16 protein-coding genes and 1 riboswitch are annotated in these 18,397 nt (G+C 69.6%); of the genes, 6 read left to right on the top strand and 10 right to left on the bottom strand.

Features of this window, described 5'->3' with window-relative positions; genetic code table 11:
- Positions 1–29: 29 nt before the first annotated feature.
- From HNR57_RS13545 to HNR57_RS13525, 5 genes are all read right to left on the bottom strand, one after another.
- Entirely contained in the window at positions 30–812 is a 783-nt protein-coding gene (locus HNR57_RS13545; RefSeq protein ID WP_184560066.1) for a DUF899 family protein, read from the bottom strand.
- A gap of 146 nt (positions 813–958) precedes the next feature.
- Positions 959–2,497 carry a glycoside hydrolase family 3 protein gene (locus HNR57_RS13540; protein WP_184560065.1) on the bottom strand — a complete coding sequence of 513 codons (1,539 nt, stop codon included), beginning with the start codon at positions 2,495–2,497 and terminating at the stop codon, positions 959–961.
- 9 nt (positions 2,498–2,506) lie between these two features.
- Positions 2,507–3,349 (bottom strand): carbohydrate ABC transporter permease, encoded by an 843-nt coding sequence (locus HNR57_RS13535; protein ID WP_161365325.1) that lies wholly within the window; start codon positions 3,347–3,349, stop codon positions 2,507–2,509.
- The gene (locus HNR57_RS13530) at positions 3,346–4,335 is read right to left on the bottom strand and encodes a carbohydrate ABC transporter permease (protein WP_184560064.1); all 990 of its coding nucleotides are present in this window, start codon (positions 4,333–4,335) and stop codon (positions 3,346–3,348) included. The genes HNR57_RS13535 and HNR57_RS13530 overlap by 4 nt, the downstream gene beginning before the upstream one ends.
- A 71-nt stretch (positions 4,336–4,406) precedes the next feature.
- Positions 4,407–5,687 (bottom strand): extracellular solute-binding protein, encoded by a 1,281-nt coding sequence (locus tag HNR57_RS13525; protein WP_184560063.1) that lies wholly within the window; start codon positions 5,685–5,687, stop codon positions 4,407–4,409.
- Positions 5,688–5,998: 311 nt separating this feature from the next.
- Here HNR57_RS13525 and HNR57_RS13520 point away from each other — a divergent pair, with 311 nt between their 5' ends.
- The 5 genes from HNR57_RS13520 (at position 5,999) to HNR57_RS13500 (ending at position 12,559) form a co-directional block, all read left to right on the top strand.
- Positions 5,999–6,763 (top strand): GntR family transcriptional regulator, encoded by a 765-nt coding sequence (locus HNR57_RS13520; RefSeq protein WP_033313567.1) that lies wholly within the window; start codon positions 5,999–6,001, stop codon positions 6,761–6,763.
- A gap of 143 nt (positions 6,764–6,906) precedes the next feature.
- A complete protein-coding gene (locus HNR57_RS13515) occupies positions 6,907–7,173 on the top strand; it encodes a DUF3311 domain-containing protein (protein ID WP_175434677.1) in 267 nt (88 codons plus the stop codon).
- The gene (gene mctP, locus HNR57_RS13510) at positions 7,170–8,798 is read left to right on the top strand and encodes a monocarboxylate uptake permease MctP (RefSeq protein WP_033313570.1); all 1,629 of its coding nucleotides are present in this window, start codon (positions 7,170–7,172) and stop codon (positions 8,796–8,798) included. Before HNR57_RS13515 ends, mctP begins: the two co-directional genes overlap by 4 nt.
- Positions 8,799–8,933: 135 nt before the next feature.
- Positions 8,934–9,070: riboswitch (cobalamin riboswitch) on the top strand.
- A gap of 124 nt (positions 9,071–9,194) precedes the next feature.
- A complete protein-coding gene (locus tag HNR57_RS13505) occupies positions 9,195–11,552 on the top strand; it encodes a ribonucleoside-diphosphate reductase subunit alpha (protein WP_184560062.1) in 2,358 nt (785 codons plus the stop codon).
- Complete coding sequence (locus HNR57_RS13500) at positions 11,552–12,559, top strand: ribonucleotide-diphosphate reductase subunit beta (RefSeq protein ID WP_184560061.1); 1,008 nt, start codon at positions 11,552–11,554, stop codon at positions 12,557–12,559. The genes HNR57_RS13505 and HNR57_RS13500 overlap by 1 nt, the downstream gene beginning before the upstream one ends.
- Here the strand turns inward: HNR57_RS13500 and HNR57_RS13495 are convergent.
- Positions 12,472–12,717, bottom strand: coding sequence for a hypothetical protein (locus tag HNR57_RS13495; protein ID WP_184560060.1), 246 nt, complete (start codon positions 12,715–12,717; stop codon positions 12,472–12,474). The two genes, HNR57_RS13500 and HNR57_RS13495, sit on opposite strands and share 88 nt — an antisense overlap.
- 93 nt (positions 12,718–12,810) lie before the next feature.
- On the opposite strand from HNR57_RS13495, the gene HNR57_RS13490 reads away from it, so the two are divergent.
- Entirely contained in the window at positions 12,811–13,773 is a 963-nt protein-coding gene (locus HNR57_RS13490) for a GlxA family transcriptional regulator (RefSeq protein WP_184560059.1), read from the top strand.
- Positions 13,774–13,784: 11 nt separating this feature from the next.
- Here HNR57_RS13490 and HNR57_RS13485 read toward each other — a convergent pair whose 3' ends face one another.
- From HNR57_RS13485 to HNR57_RS13470, 4 genes are all read right to left on the bottom strand, one after another.
- A complete protein-coding gene (locus tag HNR57_RS13485; RefSeq protein ID WP_184560058.1) occupies positions 13,785–15,155 on the bottom strand; it encodes a bifunctional albaflavenone monooxygenase/terpene synthase in 1,371 nt (456 codons plus the stop codon).
- Positions 15,152–16,237 (bottom strand): epi-isozizaene synthase, encoded by a 1,086-nt coding sequence (gene cyc1, locus HNR57_RS13480; protein ID WP_184560057.1) that lies wholly within the window; start codon positions 16,235–16,237, stop codon positions 15,152–15,154. Before cyc1 ends, HNR57_RS13485 begins: the two co-directional genes overlap by 4 nt.
- Before the next feature lie 295 nt (positions 16,238–16,532).
- Positions 16,533–17,183 carry a peptide deformylase gene (def, locus tag HNR57_RS13475; protein ID WP_184560055.1) on the bottom strand — a complete coding sequence of 217 codons (651 nt, stop codon included), beginning with the start codon at positions 17,181–17,183 and terminating at the stop codon, positions 16,533–16,535.
- Between the two features lie 163 nt (positions 17,184–17,346).
- On the bottom strand, positions 17,347–18,327 hold the full coding sequence (locus tag HNR57_RS13470) for a tetratricopeptide repeat protein (RefSeq protein WP_107456129.1): 981 nt from the start codon (positions 18,325–18,327) through the stop codon (positions 17,347–17,349).
- Positions 18,328–18,397 lie beyond the last annotated feature (70 nt).

Here is an 18,397-nt window from a genome sequence, read left to right as displayed (position 1 = left end):
CGGTTGTCGCCGTCGGGGGCGTGGTCGGGTCAGTGGTGGTGGCCCCGCCGGCCGAGACTCTCCACGGGGGTCGCGCCGGGGCGGGTCCACTGCGGTACGGGGCGGCTGGTCGGGCCCCAGGTGGCGTTCCCGTCGGCGTCGGAGCGCCAGGACCAGCACGGCCCACGCCCCTCGGGCCACCCGTCGGGGTTGTCCTCCCAGGCCTCACCGCGGCCGTAGGGCGGCATGTCGAGCAGGCCGAGGGAGCCGTTGACCCGCTCGTTGCCGCGGCCCGTCGTGCGGTAGGTGAGGAACACGCGGTCGCCGTCGCGCAGGAAGGAGCTGAGGTAGCCCATCTCGCCGCCGACCGGTGGGGCCACGTCGCGGACCGAGTACCAGGGCTGGGTGTATCCCATGAACGCGACGTAAGAGGCCACCTCGTCCCAGCGGCCCGTGGTCAGCACGGCGAAGGAGACGCCGCGGGCGTTGAGGTAGACGGCGTCCTTCAGGTGCCAGGCGGTGGTGGTGCAGCCCTCGCACTGCCCCTGGTGCGGTGCGCCGTCGTACCACATGTGCTGGTATGCCACGAGCTCGTCGCGGCCCTGGAAGAGGTCGAGGAACGGGACCGGCCCGTCGGGGCCGGCGACCCGGGCCGTGCCGTCGAGTTCCACCATCGGCAGCCGGCGACGGGCCGCGGCCAGGGCGTCGCCCTCGCGGGTGTGGGCCTTCTCGCGGATCAGCAGCTCGTCGCGGGCGGTCTGCCAGGTGGCCAGGTCCACCACGGGCGGGCGGCCGGGCAGGGCTGTGGTGGGGTCGTCCGGGGTGGTCGTCATGGTGTCCTCCGTGAAGTCCCGTGCCGGACGGCGTCCCGCGACGCCGCTGCGGCGGTCACCGGAGGAGACTCGGGACGCGGCCGGAACTCATCGCCGGGCAAGGGGACCCAGGAAGGTGTTCGCGACGGCCCGTCCGCTCCCCGCTCTCACACCCCTGTGGTCCCGGCGATCACCTCGGCCGCCGCCCGGCCGCAGACGCGGGCCGCGCCGTGGGTGGCGATGTGCAGGGCGCCGCGCGGGGCTGCCTGCGGGACGCCCATCTCGACGACGACGGTGTCGGGGCGGGCGGCCAGCAGGGTGCCGAGGGCGGAGGCCATCCAGGGGTGGCGGTGTTCGTCCCGGACGACGGCCACGATGCGGCGCGGTCCGGCGGCCTGGAGGGCCGCGCGGCCGGCGTTCTCCCCGGCCTCGCTCTCCGGGCCGTCCCCGGCGGAGAAGCTACCGGTCACGGTGCCGGGCAGGAGGTGGATGAGCTCGGCGGCGACGCCCCACGGCGTCTCGTCGCCGACGGCGATGTTGGCGACGGGGGTGAGGGCGGCGACGTAGGGCGGTTCGGTGAGGGGCTTGAAGGTCGCGGGGTCGCCGAGTCCGGGCGCGGCGGTCACGGTGAGGGCGCGGCGGGCGGCGTGCAGGCCGATCTCGGTGCCGTGGGTGTCCTCGGCCGGGCGGCCCGCCGTGCCGGCCCAGCGGGCCAGTGCCCGTACCCGGTCGGCGGCCTCGGCGAGGCGTTCCTCCGGGAGTTCGCCCGCGCGCACGGCCGAGACCAGGGCGTCGCGCAGGCGCAGCACGGTCGCGTCGTCGGCGAGGCCGCCGCCCACGCAGATCGCGTCCGCGCCCGCGGCGATGGCGAGGACGCTGCCGCGTTCGATGCCGTAGGTGCCGGCGATGGCGCGCATCTCCATGCCGTCGGTGACGATGAGGCCGTCATAGCCGAGTTCGTCGCGGAGCAGGCCGGTGAGGATGCGGCGGGAGAGGGTGGCCGGGCGCTCGGGGTCGAGGGCCGGGACCAGGATGTGGGCGCTCATGACGGCCCGGGTGCCGGCGTCGATGGCGGCGCGGAAGGGGGCCAGTTCGCGCTCGGCGAGCACCTCGGCGGAGACGTCGATGCGCGGCAGGGCGTGGTGGGAGTCGACGGCCGTGTCGCCGTGGCCCGGGAAGTGCTTGGTGCAGGCGGCGACCCCGGCGGACTGCAGGCCGGTGACGTAGGCGGCGGTGTGCCGGGCGGCCAGCGCGGTGTCGGCGCCGAAGGAGCGGACGCCGATGACCGGGTTGCGCGGGTCGGAGTTGACGTCGGCGGACGGGGCCCAGTTGAGGTTGACGCCGCAGGCGGCGAGGCGGCGGCCCAGTTCGTGGGCGACCTGCTGGGTCAGCTCCACGTCGTCGACCGCGCCGAGGGCGTGGTTGCCCGGGAAGGAGGAGCCGTTGCGCACCTCCAGGCGGGTCACGTCGCCGCCCTCCTCGTCGATGGCGACGAGGACGTCGTCGCGCTCGGCCCGCAGCTGGGCGGTGAGGGCGGCCAGTTGGCCGGGAGAGGCGATGTTGCGGCCGAACAGCCCGACGGAGGCGAGGCCCTCACCGAGGCGGCGCAGCAGCCAGTCGGGGGCGGTGGTGCCGGTGAAGCCGGGCTGGAGGACCGTCAGGGCGTCGCGGGTGAGCGTGTCGGTGCCGCTGGCGAGTGTCGTCATCGGGTGAGGTCATCCCTTCACGGCGCCCGCGGTCAGGCCCGCGGCCATCTTGCGCTGGACGAGGAGGAAGAGGGCGACGATCGGCACGGCCATCATCGTGGCTCCGGCCATCATCGGGGCGTATTCGGTGCCGTGCTTGGTGGTGAAGTTGCCCAGCCAGACGGTCGCGGTCTGGTTCTTCTGGCTGAGCAGCATCAGGGCGTACAGGTACTCGTTCCAGGCCTGGATGAAACCGTAGACCGAGGTGGCGACCATGCCGGGGGCCAGGAGCGGGAAGACGACCCGGAGGAAGGCGCCGGTGCGGGAGCAGCCGTCGACCATGGCCGCTTCCTCCAGTTCCTTCGGGATGTTGACGATGAAGCCCCGGAGCGTCCAGACCGTGAACGGCAGGATGAAGGTCAGGTACGTGATGATGAGGCCGGTCAGCCGGTCGTACTGGCCCAGGTCGTTGAGCAGCAGGAACACCGGGATGATCATGGCGACCAGCGGGACCATCTGGACCGCGAGGATGCCCACGATCACGATCTTGCGGCCGCGGAAGGCGAACCGGGAGATGGCGAGCGCGGCCAGCAGCCCGACCACCATGCCGATGACGACCACCGCGAGCGACACCACCATGCTGCGGCCGACCGGGCCCCAGAAGTCGGCGATGTCCAGCGCCCGGGTGAAGTTGTCGAGGGTGATGCCGGTCGGCAGCAGGCTCGGGTCCGCGTCGATGGCGTCCTTGGCGGGCTTGAACGCGGTGTTGAGCATCCAGTAGAGCGGGAAGCCGGCGGTGACGAAGACCAGGAGGCCGAGGAGGTTCCAGCCCAGCCGCGACTTGCGGCGGCCGGCTCCGGCGAGCGTGCTCATTCGACCTCTCCGATCTTCAGCATCTGCCGCATGTAGACGGCGACCACGCCGAGCAGCAGCAGGACGGTGATCAGCGCGATGGCCGAGCCCTGGGCGTAGTCGTTGACGACGAAGGCCCGGTCGTAGGAGTAGGTGTTGAGGACCTGGAACTCCGGCTCGGGGTGGCCGCCCCGCATGACGAACACCTGGGGGAAGACGCCCATGTCCCAGATGACCGACAGGGTCGTGAGCATCACGATGATCGGCTTGAGGACGGGCAGGGTGACGTAGCGGAAGACGCCCCAGGAGCCGGCGCCGTCCAGGCGGGCGGCCTCCTCCAGCTCCTTGGGGACCTGGGTGAGACCGGCGCTGAGCGTGATGACCACGAACGGCACGGCTCCCCAGATCACCAGCAGCATGATCACGGCCAGACCCTCGGGTCCGCTGGCGAACCAGTTGTGGCCGACCATGTCGACGCCGGGCAGCTTGCTCAGCAGCGCGTTGAAGACGCCGTAGTCGGAGTCGAAGAGCCACTTGAAGACCGTGGTGGCGACGATCACCGGCATGCCCCAGCTGGCCACCAGCACGATGTTGATGAGCACCTTCAGCCAGCCCGAGACCCGCTGGAGCAGCAGGGCCAGCGCCATGCCGATCACCATCGTGAGGACGACGGCGCCGCCCGCGAAGACGATGGTGCGCAGGACGACGGCCCAGAACTCGCCGTCGCCCAGCACCTTGGCGAAGTTGTCGAAGCCGACCGACTCGGCCGGCTGGAAGCCCCACAGCTGGGACTGGCCGAACTTCTGGAAGGACAGGGTGACCAGGCGGGCCAGCGGATAGCCCATGACCAGGGCGAGGATCAGCAGGCAGGGCGCGAGCAGCAGCCAGGGGACCGCGGCCCCGCCCGACGTGCGCTGCCCGCGGGGACGCCGGCTGTCGGGGGGTGGCGGGGGTGCCTGCCGCGGTGGCGGCACCTTGGCAGGGATGTGGGTGTCTGCGGCACTCATCGCGCGCTCCTCGGCGGTCCCTCAGGTCTTGACGACGGCGGGGCCCCACCCGGTGGGGCCCCGCCCGAAGGTCACTTGGTGTTGATGACCTTGTCGATCGCGGCGTCCGCCTCCTTGGCGGCGGCCTCGACGGACTTCTTGCCGGTGCCGATGCTCTGCAGCATGGTCTGCAGGATCTGCGCCTTCTCGACCTGGCCCCAGCCGGGAGCCATCGGGACGAACCAGTTGGACTCGGCCGCGGTGGCGGGGACGGCCGTCTTCGGGTCGTTCTTGAGCGTGGCGAGGTCCGTCTTGTTGTTGGGCAGGTTGCCCTTGGCCATCAGGCCCTTCTGCCCGGAGGAGCCGGCGAACGCGTTGATCCACTCGGCGGCCAGGGCCTGCGCGTCGGACTTCACCGGCACGGCGAGGTCGGAGCCGCCCAGGAAGACGGGCATGTTCTTGCCGGACGGGCCGGGCATCACGAAGTTCTCGAGGTTGCCCTTGAGCTTGCCGGTCTTGTCGTTCTTCGGGTCCTCGGCGGTGGCGCCCTCCCAGGCGGCGGCGAAGATCATGGAGGACTTGCCCTGGCCGTAGACGATGTAGCGGTCGGACTCGTCCTTGGTCTTGTCGCCGTGCATGTACGAGTCGACGACGTTCTTGAACTCCTTCAGGCCCTTGAGGGACTCGGGCGAGGAGAGGGAGGCCTTCCACTGGCCGCCCGACTCGGTGGCGATGGCGCCGCCGGCGTCGTAGACGAAGGACATGGCCGCGTACCAGTCGCGGGTGGGCTGGTACCAGGCGCTGAACTTGTCGCCCTGCTTCTTCTGGATCTTGTCCAGGGCGGCGGTGAGCTCCTTGTACGTCTTGGGTGTGGACTTCACCCCGACGGAAGCCGCCACGTCCTTGCGCCAGTTGGCGACGCGGCCGCCGGCGTAGTAGGGCACGCCGTAGGTCTTGCCCTCGTAGGTGACCGAGGCCTTGAGGCCGTCCAGCCAGGCGTCGGAGTTGTCGAACTTCGCCTGGTCGAGGGGGGCGAAGGCGCCCTTGACCATGTAGCCGAGCATCTCGGTGTTGCCCATCTCGACCACGTCGGGGGCCTTGTCCGTGGCGAGGACGGCGTCGAGCTTGGCGTTCTTGTCGGGCCAGCCGTAGTACTCGTGGTTGATCTTGAGGCCGGGGTGCTTCTTCTTCACCGCGGCGTCGGCGGCCTTCACCAGTCCGGGCCAGTTGTTCTGGGCGTCGACGGTGAGCCAGACGGTCAGCTCCTTGGCGTCCGCGCCCTTGTCGGAACCCCCGTCACCCTCGCCCCCGCACGCCGCGATGGAGACCATCATGCCCGCGATACCGATCGCGGATATCAGCTTGCGCTTCACGCCACCCTCCTCAGGGATCCCACAACCCCCTGGCTCCTCGCAGTGAACGTGGGGCCGGGCCTGGACCAATGGTGTAGACCAGTACGGGGAGCTTGGACCAGACCACGAAGCCTGTCAAGGCTCCCGATACAGCCCTGACCAGCCGTTATGCGACCTACATATGCAGGAACCTTTAAGTAAGAAGCCAGCGAAAACCCGGGCGGGCACGGCATACTGCTGGTAGACCACAGGGAATGGTGGACTAGACCAAAAGAGGCGCCGACGGTATACAAGTGGGATCGTGTCGGCAGACCCAGCCGGGAAGGCGGAGCATGAGCACCGACGTCAGCAGTGCGGAGAACGAGAACGGGGTGCCCGTCCGTACCGCACGCGTGCCCAAGTACTACCGCCTGAAGAAGCACCTGCTCGACATGACGGAGACGCAGGCGCCGGGCACGCCGGTCCCGCCCGAGCGCACGCTGGCGGCCGAGTTCGACACCTCGCGCACGACCGTGCGCCAGGCGCTGCAGGAACTGGTCGTCGAGGGCCGGCTGGAACGCATCCAGGGCAAGGGCACCTTCGTCGCCAAGCCGAAGGTCTCGCAGGCGCTGCAACTGACCTCGTACACCGAGGACATGCGCGCCCAGGGCCTCGAACCCACCTCGCAGCTGCTGGACATCGGCTACATCACGGCCGACGACCGCCTGGCCGGGCTGCTCGACATCACGCCCGGCGGCCGCGTGCTGCGCATCGAGCGACTGCGCATGGCCAACGGCGAGCCGATGGCCATCGAGACCACCCACCTGAGCGCGAAGCGCTTCCCGGCACTGCGGCGCTCGCTGGTGAAGTACACATCCCTCTACACCGCGCTGGCCGAGGTCTACGACGTCCACCTCGCGGAGGCCGAGGAGACCATCGAGACGTCCCTGGCCACCCCGCGCGAGGCCGGCCTGCTCGGCACGGACGTCGGCCTGCCGATGCTGATGCTCTCCCGCCACTCCCTGGACCGGGACGGCCAGCCGGTGGAGTGGGTGCGGTCGGTCTACCGGGGGGACCGCTACAAGTTCGTGGCCCGCCTGAAGCGCCCCGTCGACTAGGGGGCACCGGCAGGGCTTCCGCCGCTGCTGGGGCCTGGTTTCGGTTGGGTACCGCATTGCGGACGAGGGGTTCCGCTGTCGCCGCACCCTGACCTAGATTGCCTGCGCACTACAGGTGATCACCAAGGGGACGGAGCCGCCTGATGTCGCAAGCACCGGAAGTCAGCGGAGGGCCGGTGGTGACGCCCATGCGCGTCGTCATCGCCGTCTGCCTCATAGCGCCGTTCGTGGCCATGCTGTGGGTCGGCTCGTACGCCAAGACCGACCCGGCCTTCATCGGGATCCCGTTCTTCTACTGGTACCAGATGGCGTGGGTGCTCATCTCCACCGTCCTGACGATGATCGCCTACAAGCTCTGGCAGCGTGACCAGCGCGCCCGCTCGGCCGCGAAGGGCGGTGCGTCGCAGTGAAGGACGGCGTGAACGGCGTCGCGCTCGGCGTCTTCATCTTCTTCTTCCTGGCCGTGACGGTCATGGGCTTCCTGGCCGCGCGCTGGCGCAAGGCCGAGAACGAGCACAGCCTCGACGAATGGGGCCTGGGCGGACGCTCGTTCGGCACCTGGATCACCTGGTTCCTGCTCGGCGGCGACCTGTACACGGCGTACACCTTCGTCGCCGTGCCGGCGGCGATCTACGCGGCGGGCGCGGCCGGCTTCTTCGCGGTGCCGTACACGATCCTGGTGTACCCGCTGATCTTCACCTTCCTCCCCCGCCTGTGGTCGGTGTCCCACAAGCACGGCTACGTCACGACCTCCGACTTCGTGCGCGGCCGCTTCGGCTCGAAGGGCCTGTCGCTGGCCGTGGCCCTCACCGGCATCCTCGCGACGATGCCCTACATCGCGCTCCAACTGGTCGGCATCCAGGCCGTGCTGGACGTGATGGGCGTCGGCGGCGGCGAGAACACCAACTGGTTCATCAAGGACCTGCCGCTGCTGATCGCGTTCGGCGTACTGGCGGCGTACACGTACTCCTCGGGCCTGCGGGCCCCCGCACTCATCGCGTTCGTGAAGGACACGCTGATCTACATCGTCATCGCCGTGGCGATCATCTACATCCCGATCAAGCTCGGCGGCTTCGACGACATCTTCGCCAAGGCCGGCGAGGCGTACAGCCAGACCAACCCGGCCACGGGTGCGCCGCGCGGTGCGCTGACACCGGCCGAGCCGGGCCAGTGGACGTACGCCACGCTGGCGTTGGGCTCCGCCCTCGCGCTCTTCATGTACCCGCACTCGATCACGGCGACGCTGTCCTCGAAGAGCCGTGAGGTGATCCGTCGCAACACCACGATCCTGCCGCTGTACTCGCTGATGCTGGGTCTGCTGGCGCTGCTCGGGTTCATGGCGATCGCGGCCGGGATCAAGGTGCAGAACGGGCAGCTGGCGATCCCGCAGCTGTTCGAGACGATGTTCCCGGACTGGTTCGCGGGCGTGGCGTTCGCGGCGATCGGCATCGGCGCGCTGGTGCCCGCGGCCATCATGTCCATCGCGGCCGCGAACCTCTTCACCCGCAACATCTACAAGGACTTCATCAAGCCGGACGCGACTCCCGCGCAGGAGACCAAGGTCTCCAAGCTGGTGTCGCTGCTGGTGAAGGTCGGCGCCCTGGCCTTCGTCCTCACCATGGACAAGACGGTCGCCATCAACTTCCAGTTGCTGGGCGGCATCTGGATCCTGCAGACCTTCCCGGCCCTGGTCGGCGGCCTGTTCACCCGCTGGTTCCACCGCTGGGCCCTGCTCGCGGGCTGGGCGGTCGGCATGGTCTACGGCACGGTCGCCGCGTACGGCGTGGCCTCCCCGACCCAGAAGCACTTCGGCGGCTCCGCGAAGGAGATCCCGGGCATCGGGGAGATCGGCTACATCGGCCTCACGGCGTTCGTCCTGAACGTGGTGGTGACGGTGGTCCTGACCTTCGTCCTGAAGGCCCTGAAGGCCCCCGACGGCATCGACGAGACCAAGCCGGAGGACTACACGGCCGACGCGGGCGACCCCGGGGTCCAGGTGGAGCTTCCGCCGGCGACTGCTGGTTCCGCGCACTGATTCCAGGGCCCCGGCCCACCACGAACACCCCGCAGCGGGCCGCCGTGACCAAGCGTCACGGCGGCCCGCTGTCACGTAAAGCTGACGCTCTGACACAGCCGCGACACAACATCTGGGGGTGACACCGGAACCCGACACAAGATGTATGCTCATGCTCGCTGCCGCCGCAGGGGAATCCGGTGCGAATCCGGAACTGTCCCGCAACGGTGTACCCATGCCCATTTCTGCGCATGGGCGTCAGTCCGAGGACCTGCCGACAGCGCACCCGGCCACCCGGCCGGTGTGCCCCGACGTCCGGGCCTCGTGGAATGGGCCGGTGGACGCGACGCCGCGTGCGCTCGTGTGCTGCCCCCTGCCCTCGACGAGGCCCCCGTGCCGAGCGAGGGAGAGCCCCACGTGACCATCGCGCCAGCCGAACCGGTCTCAGCCACCGAAGAAGAGCACGACGCCCCCGGTGCCGCGCTGCTGCGGACCCTGACCGAGCTGACCGCCGACCTCCCCGACGCCGAGCCCGGCCGGGTCGCCGCCGCCGCGCTGCGCGGCCGCTCCGCGCAGGCCGACGAGAGCGAGTTGCGGGAGCTGGCGACGGAGGCCGCGGCCGGTCTGATCTCCGAGGACCCCGCCTACTCCTGGCTGGCCGCCCGGCTGCTGACCATCGGCATCCGCGAGGAGGCCGCCTCGCAGGGCGTCACCTCGTTCACCGAGTCCGTCGCGGTCGGCCACCGCGAGGGCCTCATCGCCGACCGCACCGCCGAGTTCGTCCGGCTGCACGCGGCCCGGCTCGACGCGCTCATCGACACCGGCGCCGACGACCGCTTCGGCTACTTCGGCCTGCGCACCCTGCACAGCCGCTATCTGCTGCGCCACCCGTACACCCGCAAGGTCGTCGAGACGCCCCAGCACTTCATGCTGCGAGTCGCCGCCGGTCTCGCCGAGGACGACACTCCCCGCTCCGTCGACGAAGTCGCCGCGCTCTACGGGCTCATGAGCCGCCTCGACTACCTCCCCTCCTCCCCCACCCTCTTCAACTCGGGCACGCGGCACCCGCAGATGTCGTCCTGCTACCTCCTCGACTCCCCCAAGGACGAGCTGGACTCCATCTACGACCGGTACCACCAGGTGGCCCGGCTGTCGAAGCACGCCGGCGGCATCGGACTCGCGTACTCGCGCATCCGCGCCCGCGGTTCCCTGATCCGCGGCACCAACGGCCACTCCAACGGCATCGTCCCGTTCCTGAAGACCCTCGACGCCTCGGTCGCCGCCGTGAACCAGGGCGGCCGCCGCAAGGGCGCCGCCGCGGTCTACCTGGAGACCTGGCACTCCGACATCGAGGAGTTCCTGGAGCTGCGCGACAACACCGGCGAGGACGCCCGCCGCACGCACAACCTGAACCTCGCCCACTGGGTGCCGGACGAGTTCATGCGGCGCGTGAACGCCGACGCGCAGTGGTCGCTGTTCTCCCCCTCGGACGTGCCCGAGCTGGTCGACCTGTGGGGCGAGGAGTTCGACGCCGCGTACCGGGCGGCCGAGGAGAAGGGCCTCGCGAAGAAGACGCTGCCCGCCCGTGAGCTGTACGGCCGCATGATGCGCACCCTGGCGCAGACCGGCAACGGCTGGATGACCTTCAAGGACGCCGCCAACCGCACCGCCAACCAGACGGCCGAGCCCGGCCACGTCGTCCACTCCTCCAACCTCTGCACGGAGATCCTGGAGGTCACCAGCGACGGGGAGACGGCGGTCTGCAACCTGGGCTCGGTCAACCTGGGTTCCTTTGTCGACACATCGACCGGCGATCTGGACTGGGAGCGGCTGGACGGGACCGTCCGTACGGCGGTGACCTTCCTCGACCGGGTCGTCGACATCAACTTCTACCCGACCGAGCAGGCGGGCCGCTCCAACGCCCGCTGGCGCCCGGTCGGCCTCGGCGCGATGGGCCTCCAGGACGTCTTCTTCAAGCTGCGCCTGCCCTTCGACTCGCCCGAGGCGAAGGCGCTCTCCACCCGCATCGCCGAGCGGATCATGCTCGCCGCGTACGAGGCCTCCGCCGATCTCGCCGAGCGCAACGGACCGCTGCCGGCCTGGGAGAAGACCCGCACGGCCCGGGGCGTGCTGCACCCCGACCACTACGACACGGAGCTGACCTGGCCGGAGCGCTGGGCGGCCCTGCGCGAGCGCATCGCCACGACCGGCATGCGCAACTCGCTGCTCCTCGCGATCGCCCCCACGGCCACCATCGCCTCGATCGCGGGCGTGTACGAGTGCATCGAGCCGCAGGTGTCCAACCTGTTCAAGCGCGAGACGCTGTCGGGCGAGTTCCTCCAGGTCAACTCCTACCTGGTGGACGAGCTGAAGCGGCTCGGCGTGTGGGACGCCCGCAGCCGGGAGGCCCTGCGCGAGGCCAGCGGCTCGGTGCAGGACTTCGCCTGGATCCCCGAGGACGTGCGCGCCCTGTACCGCACGGCGTGGGAGATCCCGCAGCGCGGCCTGATCGACATGGCGGCGGCCAGGACCCCGTTCCTGGACCAGTCCCAGTCCCTGAACCTGTTCCTGGAGACGCCGACCATCGGCAAGCTCTCCTCGATGTACGCCTACGCCTGGAAGTCCGGGCTGAAGACGACGTACTACCTGCGCTCGCGCCCGGCGACCCGCATCGCCCGCGCCGCCCAGGCCACCGTCCCCGCGCAGGCCACCCCGGACCCCGAAGCGGTCGCCTGCTCCCTGGAAAACCCCGAGTCCTGCGAGGCCTGCCAGTAATGAGCACCCAGAACCTTCTCGACCCCGGCTTCGAGCTCACCCTGCGCCCCATGCGCTACCCGGACTTCTACGAGCGCTACCGGGACGCCATCAAGAACACCTGGACCGTGGAGGAGGTCGACCTCCACTCGGACGTCACCGACCTCGCCAAGCTGTCGCCGGCGGAGCAGCACCTGATCGGCCGGCTGGTCGCCTTCTTCGCCACGGGCGACTCGATCGTCGCGAACAACCTGGTGCTGACGCTGTACAAGCACATCAACTCCCCCGAGGCGCGGCTGTATCTGAGCCGTCAGCTCTTCGAGGAGGCCGTGCACGTCCAGTTCTATCTGACGCTGCTCGACACCTATCTGCCCGACCCGGAGGACCGTGCGGCGGCCTTCTCGGCCGTGGAGAACATCCCGTCCATCCGCGAGAAGGCCTCGTTCTGCTTCAAGTGGATGGACTCGGTGGAGAAGCTGGACCGGTTGGAGACCCAGGCCGACCGCCGCCGGTTCCTGCTCAACCTGATCTGCTTCGCCGCGTGCATCGAGGGCCTGTTCTTCTACGGCGCCTTCGCGTACGTCTACTGGTTCCGCAGCCGGGGCCTGCTGCACGGCCTGGCCACCGGCACGAACTGGGTGTTCCGCGACGAGACGATGCACATGTCCTTCGCCTTCGACGTGGTCGACACCGTCCGCAAGGAGGAGCCGGAGCTGTTCGACGACCGGCTCCAGCAGGAGGTGACGGACATGCTCCGGGAGGCCGTCGAGGCCGAGCTGCAGTTCGCGCGCGACCTGTGCGGGGACGGCCTCCCGGGCATGAACACCGAGTCGATGCGGCAGTACCTGGAGTGCGTCGCCGACCAGCGGCTCACCCGGCTCGGCTTCGCTCCGGTCTACGGCTCCGAGAACCCCTTCTCCTTCATGGAGCTCCAGGGGGTTCAGGAGCTGACCAACTTCTTCGAGCGGCGGCCCTCCGCGTACCAGGTGGCGGTGGAGGGCACCGTCGACCTGGACGAGGACTTCTGAGCCGGTACTACTCCTTCCCGGGTCTCCTGAGCCTCCCTGATCTGACGGTCGATGCGCCGCTCGCGCACCAGGCCGATCACGGACGGGAGGATCAGGAGGACCAGGATCCCCAGCGTGGCGGTCAGTCCGATGAGTGCTTCGATCTGGTTCGTGTTCATGGACACCACTGTCGCGCCGATGACTCCTTACCGTCAGTGGCAGTACTGCCGTAGACCCTCGAATTACTGCCAACGGCGAGGCACACTGGAGGCATGCTGCAGAACGTGGCCGTCGCCCTGCTCGACGGCGTGAACCCCTTCGAACTGGGTGTGGTGTGCGAGGTCTTCGGCACCGACCGGAGCGACGAGGGCCTACCGGTCTACGACTTCGCCGTCGCCTCGGCCGAGGGCCCGGTGCTGCGCATGAACTCGGGCTTCTCGCTCCAGACCGAGCACGGCCTGGAGCGGCTGGAGACGGCCGACCTGATCGCCGTGCCGGCCGGCCACACCTACGCCTACCGGGACTTCCCCCCGGAGCTGCTGGACTCCCTGCGCCGCGCGGTCGACCGCGGCGCCCGGGTGCTGAGCGTCTGCTCCGGCGTCTTCGTGCTGGCCGCGGCCGGGCTGCTGGACGGCCGCCGCTGCGCCACGCACTGGAAGCACGCGAAGGACCTCGCCCGGCAGTACCCGCGCGTGATCGTCGAGCCGGACGTGCTCTACGTCGACGAGGACCCGGTGATCACCTCCGCCGGCACGGCCGCCGGGATCGACGCCTGCCTGCACCTGGTGCGCAAGGAGCAGGGCTCCGAGGTCGCCAACAAGATCGCCCGGCGGATGGTGGTGCCACCCCACCGCGACGGCGGCCAGGCCCAGTACATCGAGCGCCCGCTCCCCCACCCCGAGGGCGACACGATCGCCGACGTGCTGGCGTGGATGGAGCGCCATCTCGACGAGGAGGTCACCGTCGAGCAGCTCGCCGCCCACGCCCACATGTCCCCGCGCACCTTCGCCCGCCGCTTCCAGCAGGAGACCGGGACCACTCCCTACCGCTGGGTCCTGCGCCAGCGCGTGCTGCTGGCCCAGCGGCTGCTGGAGGCGACGGACGAGACGATGGACGCGATCGCCGGCCGAACGGGGTTCGGTAACGCGGCCACGCTGCGCCACCACTTCGTGCGGGCGATCGGAACCACACCGAACTCCTACCGGCGGACGTTCAGAGGCCCCGAAGCGGCCTGAAGCCCCCTCCGTCACCTCGGCACCGGCCGCACCCGCAGGTCGTGCGGCCGCAGCGTGATGCCGACGCGGGTGGCGTCCTTGGAGCCGGGGACCTGCTCGAACCGGTACCTGGTGGCCAGGGTCGCGGTGACCAGTGTCAGCTGGGCCATCGAGAAGTGATCGCTCGGGCACTTGCGGTTGCCCACGCTGAACGGGCTCATGGCGTGCTTCGGAATGTCCTTGACCCGGTCCGGAAGCCAGCGGTCGGGATCGAACTCCAGGTTCCGGCGGTACGACTTCGGGTCGCGCTGGATCGCGTACGGGCTGTAGATGATGTCCGCCCCGGACGGAATTCGGTATCCACCGAGTTCCGTGTCCCGCACCGCCCGGCGCGTCAGAATCCAGACGGCAGGGCTCAAACGCATGGACTCGACGACGACATTGTTGGTGTGTCTGAGTCCTCGGACGTCTGCGAATGCCACCGGCCTCCCACCGGTGACGGCCAGCACTTCGTCGCGTACCCGGTCGGCGTGTTCGGGATGCTCCGCGAGCATATGCAACAGCCACATGATCGTAGAGGCGATGGTCTCGCTGCCGGGGGTGAGGATCGCGACGACCTGATCGTGGATCTCCTGTTCCCCGATCGGGTCTCCATTCTCGTCCGTCGCCTCCAGCAACGCCGTCAGCAAATCGTCCGGCTTTTGACCGGATGCCCGGCGCTCGGCGACGATCTCGTCGACGAGGAGATGCAAATCGGCCAATGCGCGGTTGAATTCGCGGTTGGCCGGGAGCGGCAGGTTGTAGAGCGGCCCGAGCGGGACCACCATCCGCCGGTACATCCCCCGGAAGACGGTGGCGAGGGCGACGCACAGCCGTTCCGCCCGCTCGTCCATGTAGTCGCCGCGCAGCAGGCAGCGGGCCGCGATGCGCACGGCCACCCGGAAGGACTCCGAGGTGCAGTCGATCGTCTCGCCGGGCTTCCAGCGCTCGGTCAGCGCGTGGGCCTCCTCCTCCATGATCGGGCCGTAGGCGGGGATGGCGTCGAGCCGGAAGGCGGGCTGGATGGTGCGCCGCTGGCGCCGGTGGACCGGGCCGTTCGCCGTGGCCACGCCCTGCTTGCCGAGCAGGCCCTCCAGGGACTCCCACAGCGGCCCGGCGATGATGAAGTCGTTGCTCAGCGCCAGGGCGCCGGTCAGGGCCGGGGTGGTGACCGCGTACACCGTCTTCGGCCCGAGCTTCAGCCGTACGACGTCGCCGTGATCGCGCAGCCGGGACATGAACGCCAGCGGGTCGCGCGCGAGCTTCCAGCCGTGCCCGAGGACGGGGACGCCGCCCCCAGCCCGGGGCGGCTCCCGCAGTTGCCCGGCCGGCGGGGTTTCGGGCTTCACAGCCTCGACGGTCATTTCTCACCTGCCGCTTCGTTGTTGACGTACGGGGGCGTGGACCGGTCGTCCCAGTTGTCGACCATGTAACGGCCGGACTCGTGGTGGAACCAGTACACGGAACTGAACCAGTTCCGCATATTGCTCAGGCAGGCCAGCACGGCGGCACTCAGTTCCTTTCCCCGTACGGAGCCGTCGGCGAGATCGTCGGCGAACCGCAATGCCTCCCGCTCGACGTCCAGGAAATCGGTGATGCATTTCTCGACACGACGCCGGACTTCAACGACCGCCTCTTCCAGAGTCATCCCCTCATGGGTGATGAGACTGATTCCGAGATTGTGCACCTCATCGCCCGCTATCTCTTTCGGAAGCGAGCACAGATCGTTGTACCAGGCTGCGAATTCCTGGCTCAGCAGCGCCGCCCGCCGATATGCCGGGTGCTTTCGCACGGCATCGGGAAGTTCACATCCGGCAGCCGGCTCCAGCAGGTCCGTCCAGATCCAGTGCGCGAAGGTGAGCCGGCGCAGCCGCAGGTATTCCTCGACCGTCGGGACGATTCCCTCGGTGCGATTGCGGAACTCCCGGTCGTACGCGTCGATCACCGCGTGGAAGTGCCGGGCGAACCGGAGGTTCCACGACGGGGGCAGGAACGCGTACAGCCGCAGGACGCCGTCCGCGAACCCGGCGACCAGTGGGTCCTCGTGGTGCAGGTGCTCCCGGGGGGAGTCGAGGGCCGAGTGCAGCCGGTCCCGCAGCAGCCGCCAGGCGAGGGGACGGCCGTGCACGATGTCGCGGTCGTGACGGTCGTCCCAGACGAAGAACCACGCGCTGTAGTCGGCTATCGCCTGCATGACCTCGTCGGAGGCGCCGAGGTAGTACCCGGCCATGAGGTCGGTGTAGCAAAGGCCGTCGGCATATTCCTCCACCTTGTCCGCCGGCATGAGCCGCTTTTCGAGCAGCCAGGCCCGGGTCTTCTCCTGGCACTTCGGCCAATACGGGTGGAGTCGCCGGGGAAACGCCGCCTCGATCACCGGGAGAGAGAGCGACGGTGGTACTGCGATCGTGACCGGTGCCGTTGTGGTGCCGTGTGACAAAGCATGCACGAACTAACCCCTCTCAGACGCCAGTTGGCGCGGGCGCCCCTCCCTTCGTGCCGGGCGTGCGCCGTTGCATACCCCGCTCATCCCATTCAGCACTACAACTGACCGTTCTGGGAACGCATTTGCTTCATTCACTACCCCACAGTGCCGGGAACCTCCCGTTGTGTGACTACCGGCGGATCGCCAGGAGAGCAGAAGCGATCGAACGTGCGACGGACAGGCGAACGGCACAGAGGAACGGCGCCTGTCCGGGGTGGTGAACCCGAACAGACGCCGTGCGCCTGGTGCGGCTGAGGCCTCAGTCGTTGGCCACCACGGGGTAGCGGGGCTCGTTCTCGGCCATCTGCCGCAGCGCGTCCTTGCGCTCGCGCTTGGAGAGCCGGTCGATGTACAGGTAGCCGTACAGGTGGTCGGTCTCGTGCTGCAAACACCGAGCAAAGTATCCGGTGCCGCGCACCTTGATCGGGTTGCCCTTCTCGTCCTGCCCGGTCACCTCGGCGTAGTCGGGCCGGGCGAGCGGCGCGTAGGCGGTGGGCACCGACAGGCAGCCCTCGTTGCTGTCGTCCAAGCGGCGCTTCTCGGCGGGCAGTTCGACGAGCTTGGGGTTGCAGACGACGCCGGTGTGGCGGACTCCCTCGTCGTCCGGGCAGTCGTAGACGAAGACCTTCGCGTCGACGCCGATCTGGTTGGCGGCCAGGCCCACGCCCTCGGCGGTGCGCTGGCTGGCGAACATGTCCGCGACGAGCTGCTGGAACTCGTCGCCGAAGTCGGTGACGTCCTTGCACTCCTTGTGCAGCACCGGGTTCCCGACCACCGTGATCGGCCGCGAGGTCCCCCGCTCCCGCCAGGCCGCCTCGCGCTCCTCGCAGCCCTCCGTGTCGATCACGTACCCCTCGTCATCGACGGGAAGCACGCCCGCGTGCTGCTGATCGGTGTCCTGCTGACCCATGACGTTACGTACGCCTTCCTGAAACTGACCGGGCTGAGATGCTGATACAGGGTACGCGGGTGTCGGACGCCCTGCTTTTCCTTGGGGGCGCGGGACTGTTTCGATGTGCGGCTCCGCCGCGTGGGCGCGACCAGCCACGGCGCACCCGCAGCCTACGACGGCGCTAACAGACCTCTTCCAAATCCCGCCAATCCCGAGAATCCGGACTGTCGGCAACCCACCCGTCCAGCAACCCCCGAACCAGCGAAGCCGGCGCGGCCAACCCGCACTCCCGCTCCGGCACCCACAGCTGCCCGTCCGTGCGATGCCCCAGCGGCCCGGGATGCCCCGGCTCACTGTGATCATGCGGGTCGAGATGCTCTCCGTCACCCTCGTCCGACGGCATACGGGACTCGGAACACATCCGGCACAGCAACCGCACGGAGGAAGACCAGTCCTCCGCCGCGAACCCGGCGTCGCCCGCCAGCTGCTCCAGCGCGTCCCGGTCCGACTCGGTCGCCGCCTCCAGCAGGACCACCCAGGTCGGCACGGGCGACGGCGCCCACAGCTCGATCTCGTCGAACACCGGATACGTGTGCCCGGCGGCCGTCGTCCGCTCGCCGTGCGGCACACCGTCGTGCAGCACGACCTCGCCCCAGCGCCGCCCCGACGACGGCAGCGGGATGGACAGCACCTCGATCCGCGCGGGATCCAGCCGTCGTCCCCACACGACCTCGGCCTCCCCCTCCGGGGACAGCCGCACGGCCGCGCTGCCGAGGTCCATGCCGAGGGGCTCACCGGAGTCGTTGGCCGCCCCGGGCACCCGCAGCCCGTAGGCCTGCCAGGCACGCCGGGCCAGCGGCCAGTCCTGGAGCGCGGTCGCGGCGATGCCGACGTTCCACCAGTCGGGCGCGCCGGTGTCCCGGTCGAGCAGCGCCACGGCCCTGAGTCCGGCCGCCCGCGCCTGCTCCCAGTCGTGCCGGAACTTGTGCAGCAGCGCGAGGTTGAACCAGGACTCGGAAAGCCAGGGCTCCAGATCGGCGGCACGTGTCAGCAGGGCGCCCGCGTCCTCGTACCGGCCGTCGCCGATGAGGGTGAACGCCCGGTCTGTGGCCTGCCGCCAGGAGGCGGAGGGCCGGTGCCGTCCCTTGCCGAAGATCCTCACGATTCCCGCCTGCCAGTTCCGTGCGGTGGGCTGGCCGTAGCTGTGTTTCGAGCCCCCGGACACCTTCTCC

This window comes from Streptomyces paradoxus, assembly GCF_014202475.1.
Lineage (GTDB): Bacteria > Actinomycetota > Actinomycetes > Streptomycetales > Streptomycetaceae > Streptomyces > Streptomyces paradoxus.
The sequence above is the reverse complement of the archived record's forward strand: the minus strand, read 5'-3'. Positions and strand labels throughout refer to the sequence as shown.

Coding starts and splice junctions, on each gene's coding strand:
- HNR57_RS13545 (WP_184560066.1), bottom strand. CDS start 812: ATGACGACCACCCCGGACGACCCCACCACAGCCCTGCCCGGCCGCCCG.
- HNR57_RS13540 (WP_184560065.1), bottom strand. CDS start 2,497: ATGACGACACTCGCCAGCGGCACCGACACGCTCACCCGCGACGCCCTG.
- HNR57_RS13535 (WP_161365325.1), bottom strand. CDS start 3,349: ATGAGCACGCTCGCCGGAGCCGGCCGCCGCAAGTCGCGGCTGGGCTGG.
- HNR57_RS13530 (WP_184560064.1), bottom strand. CDS start 4,335: ATGAGTGCCGCAGACACCCACATCCCTGCCAAGGTGCCGCCACCGCGG.
- HNR57_RS13520 (WP_033313567.1), top strand. CDS start 5,999: ATGAGCACCGACGTCAGCAGTGCGGAGAACGAGAACGGGGTGCCCGTC.
- HNR57_RS13515 (WP_175434677.1), top strand. CDS start 6,907: ATGTCGCAAGCACCGGAAGTCAGCGGAGGGCCGGTGGTGACGCCCATG.
- HNR57_RS13500 (WP_184560061.1), top strand. CDS start 11,552: ATGAGCACCCAGAACCTTCTCGACCCCGGCTTCGAGCTCACCCTGCGC.
- HNR57_RS13495 (WP_184560060.1), bottom strand. CDS start 12,717: ATGAACACGAACCAGATCGAAGCACTCATCGGACTGACCGCCACGCTG.
- HNR57_RS13490 (WP_184560059.1), top strand. CDS start 12,811: ATGCTGCAGAACGTGGCCGTCGCCCTGCTCGACGGCGTGAACCCCTTC.
- HNR57_RS13485 (WP_184560058.1), bottom strand. CDS start 15,155: ATGACCGTCGAGGCTGTGAAGCCCGAAACCCCGCCGGCCGGGCAACTG.
- def (WP_184560055.1), bottom strand. CDS start 17,183: ATGGGTCAGCAGGACACCGATCAGCAGCACGCGGGCGTGCTTCCCGTC.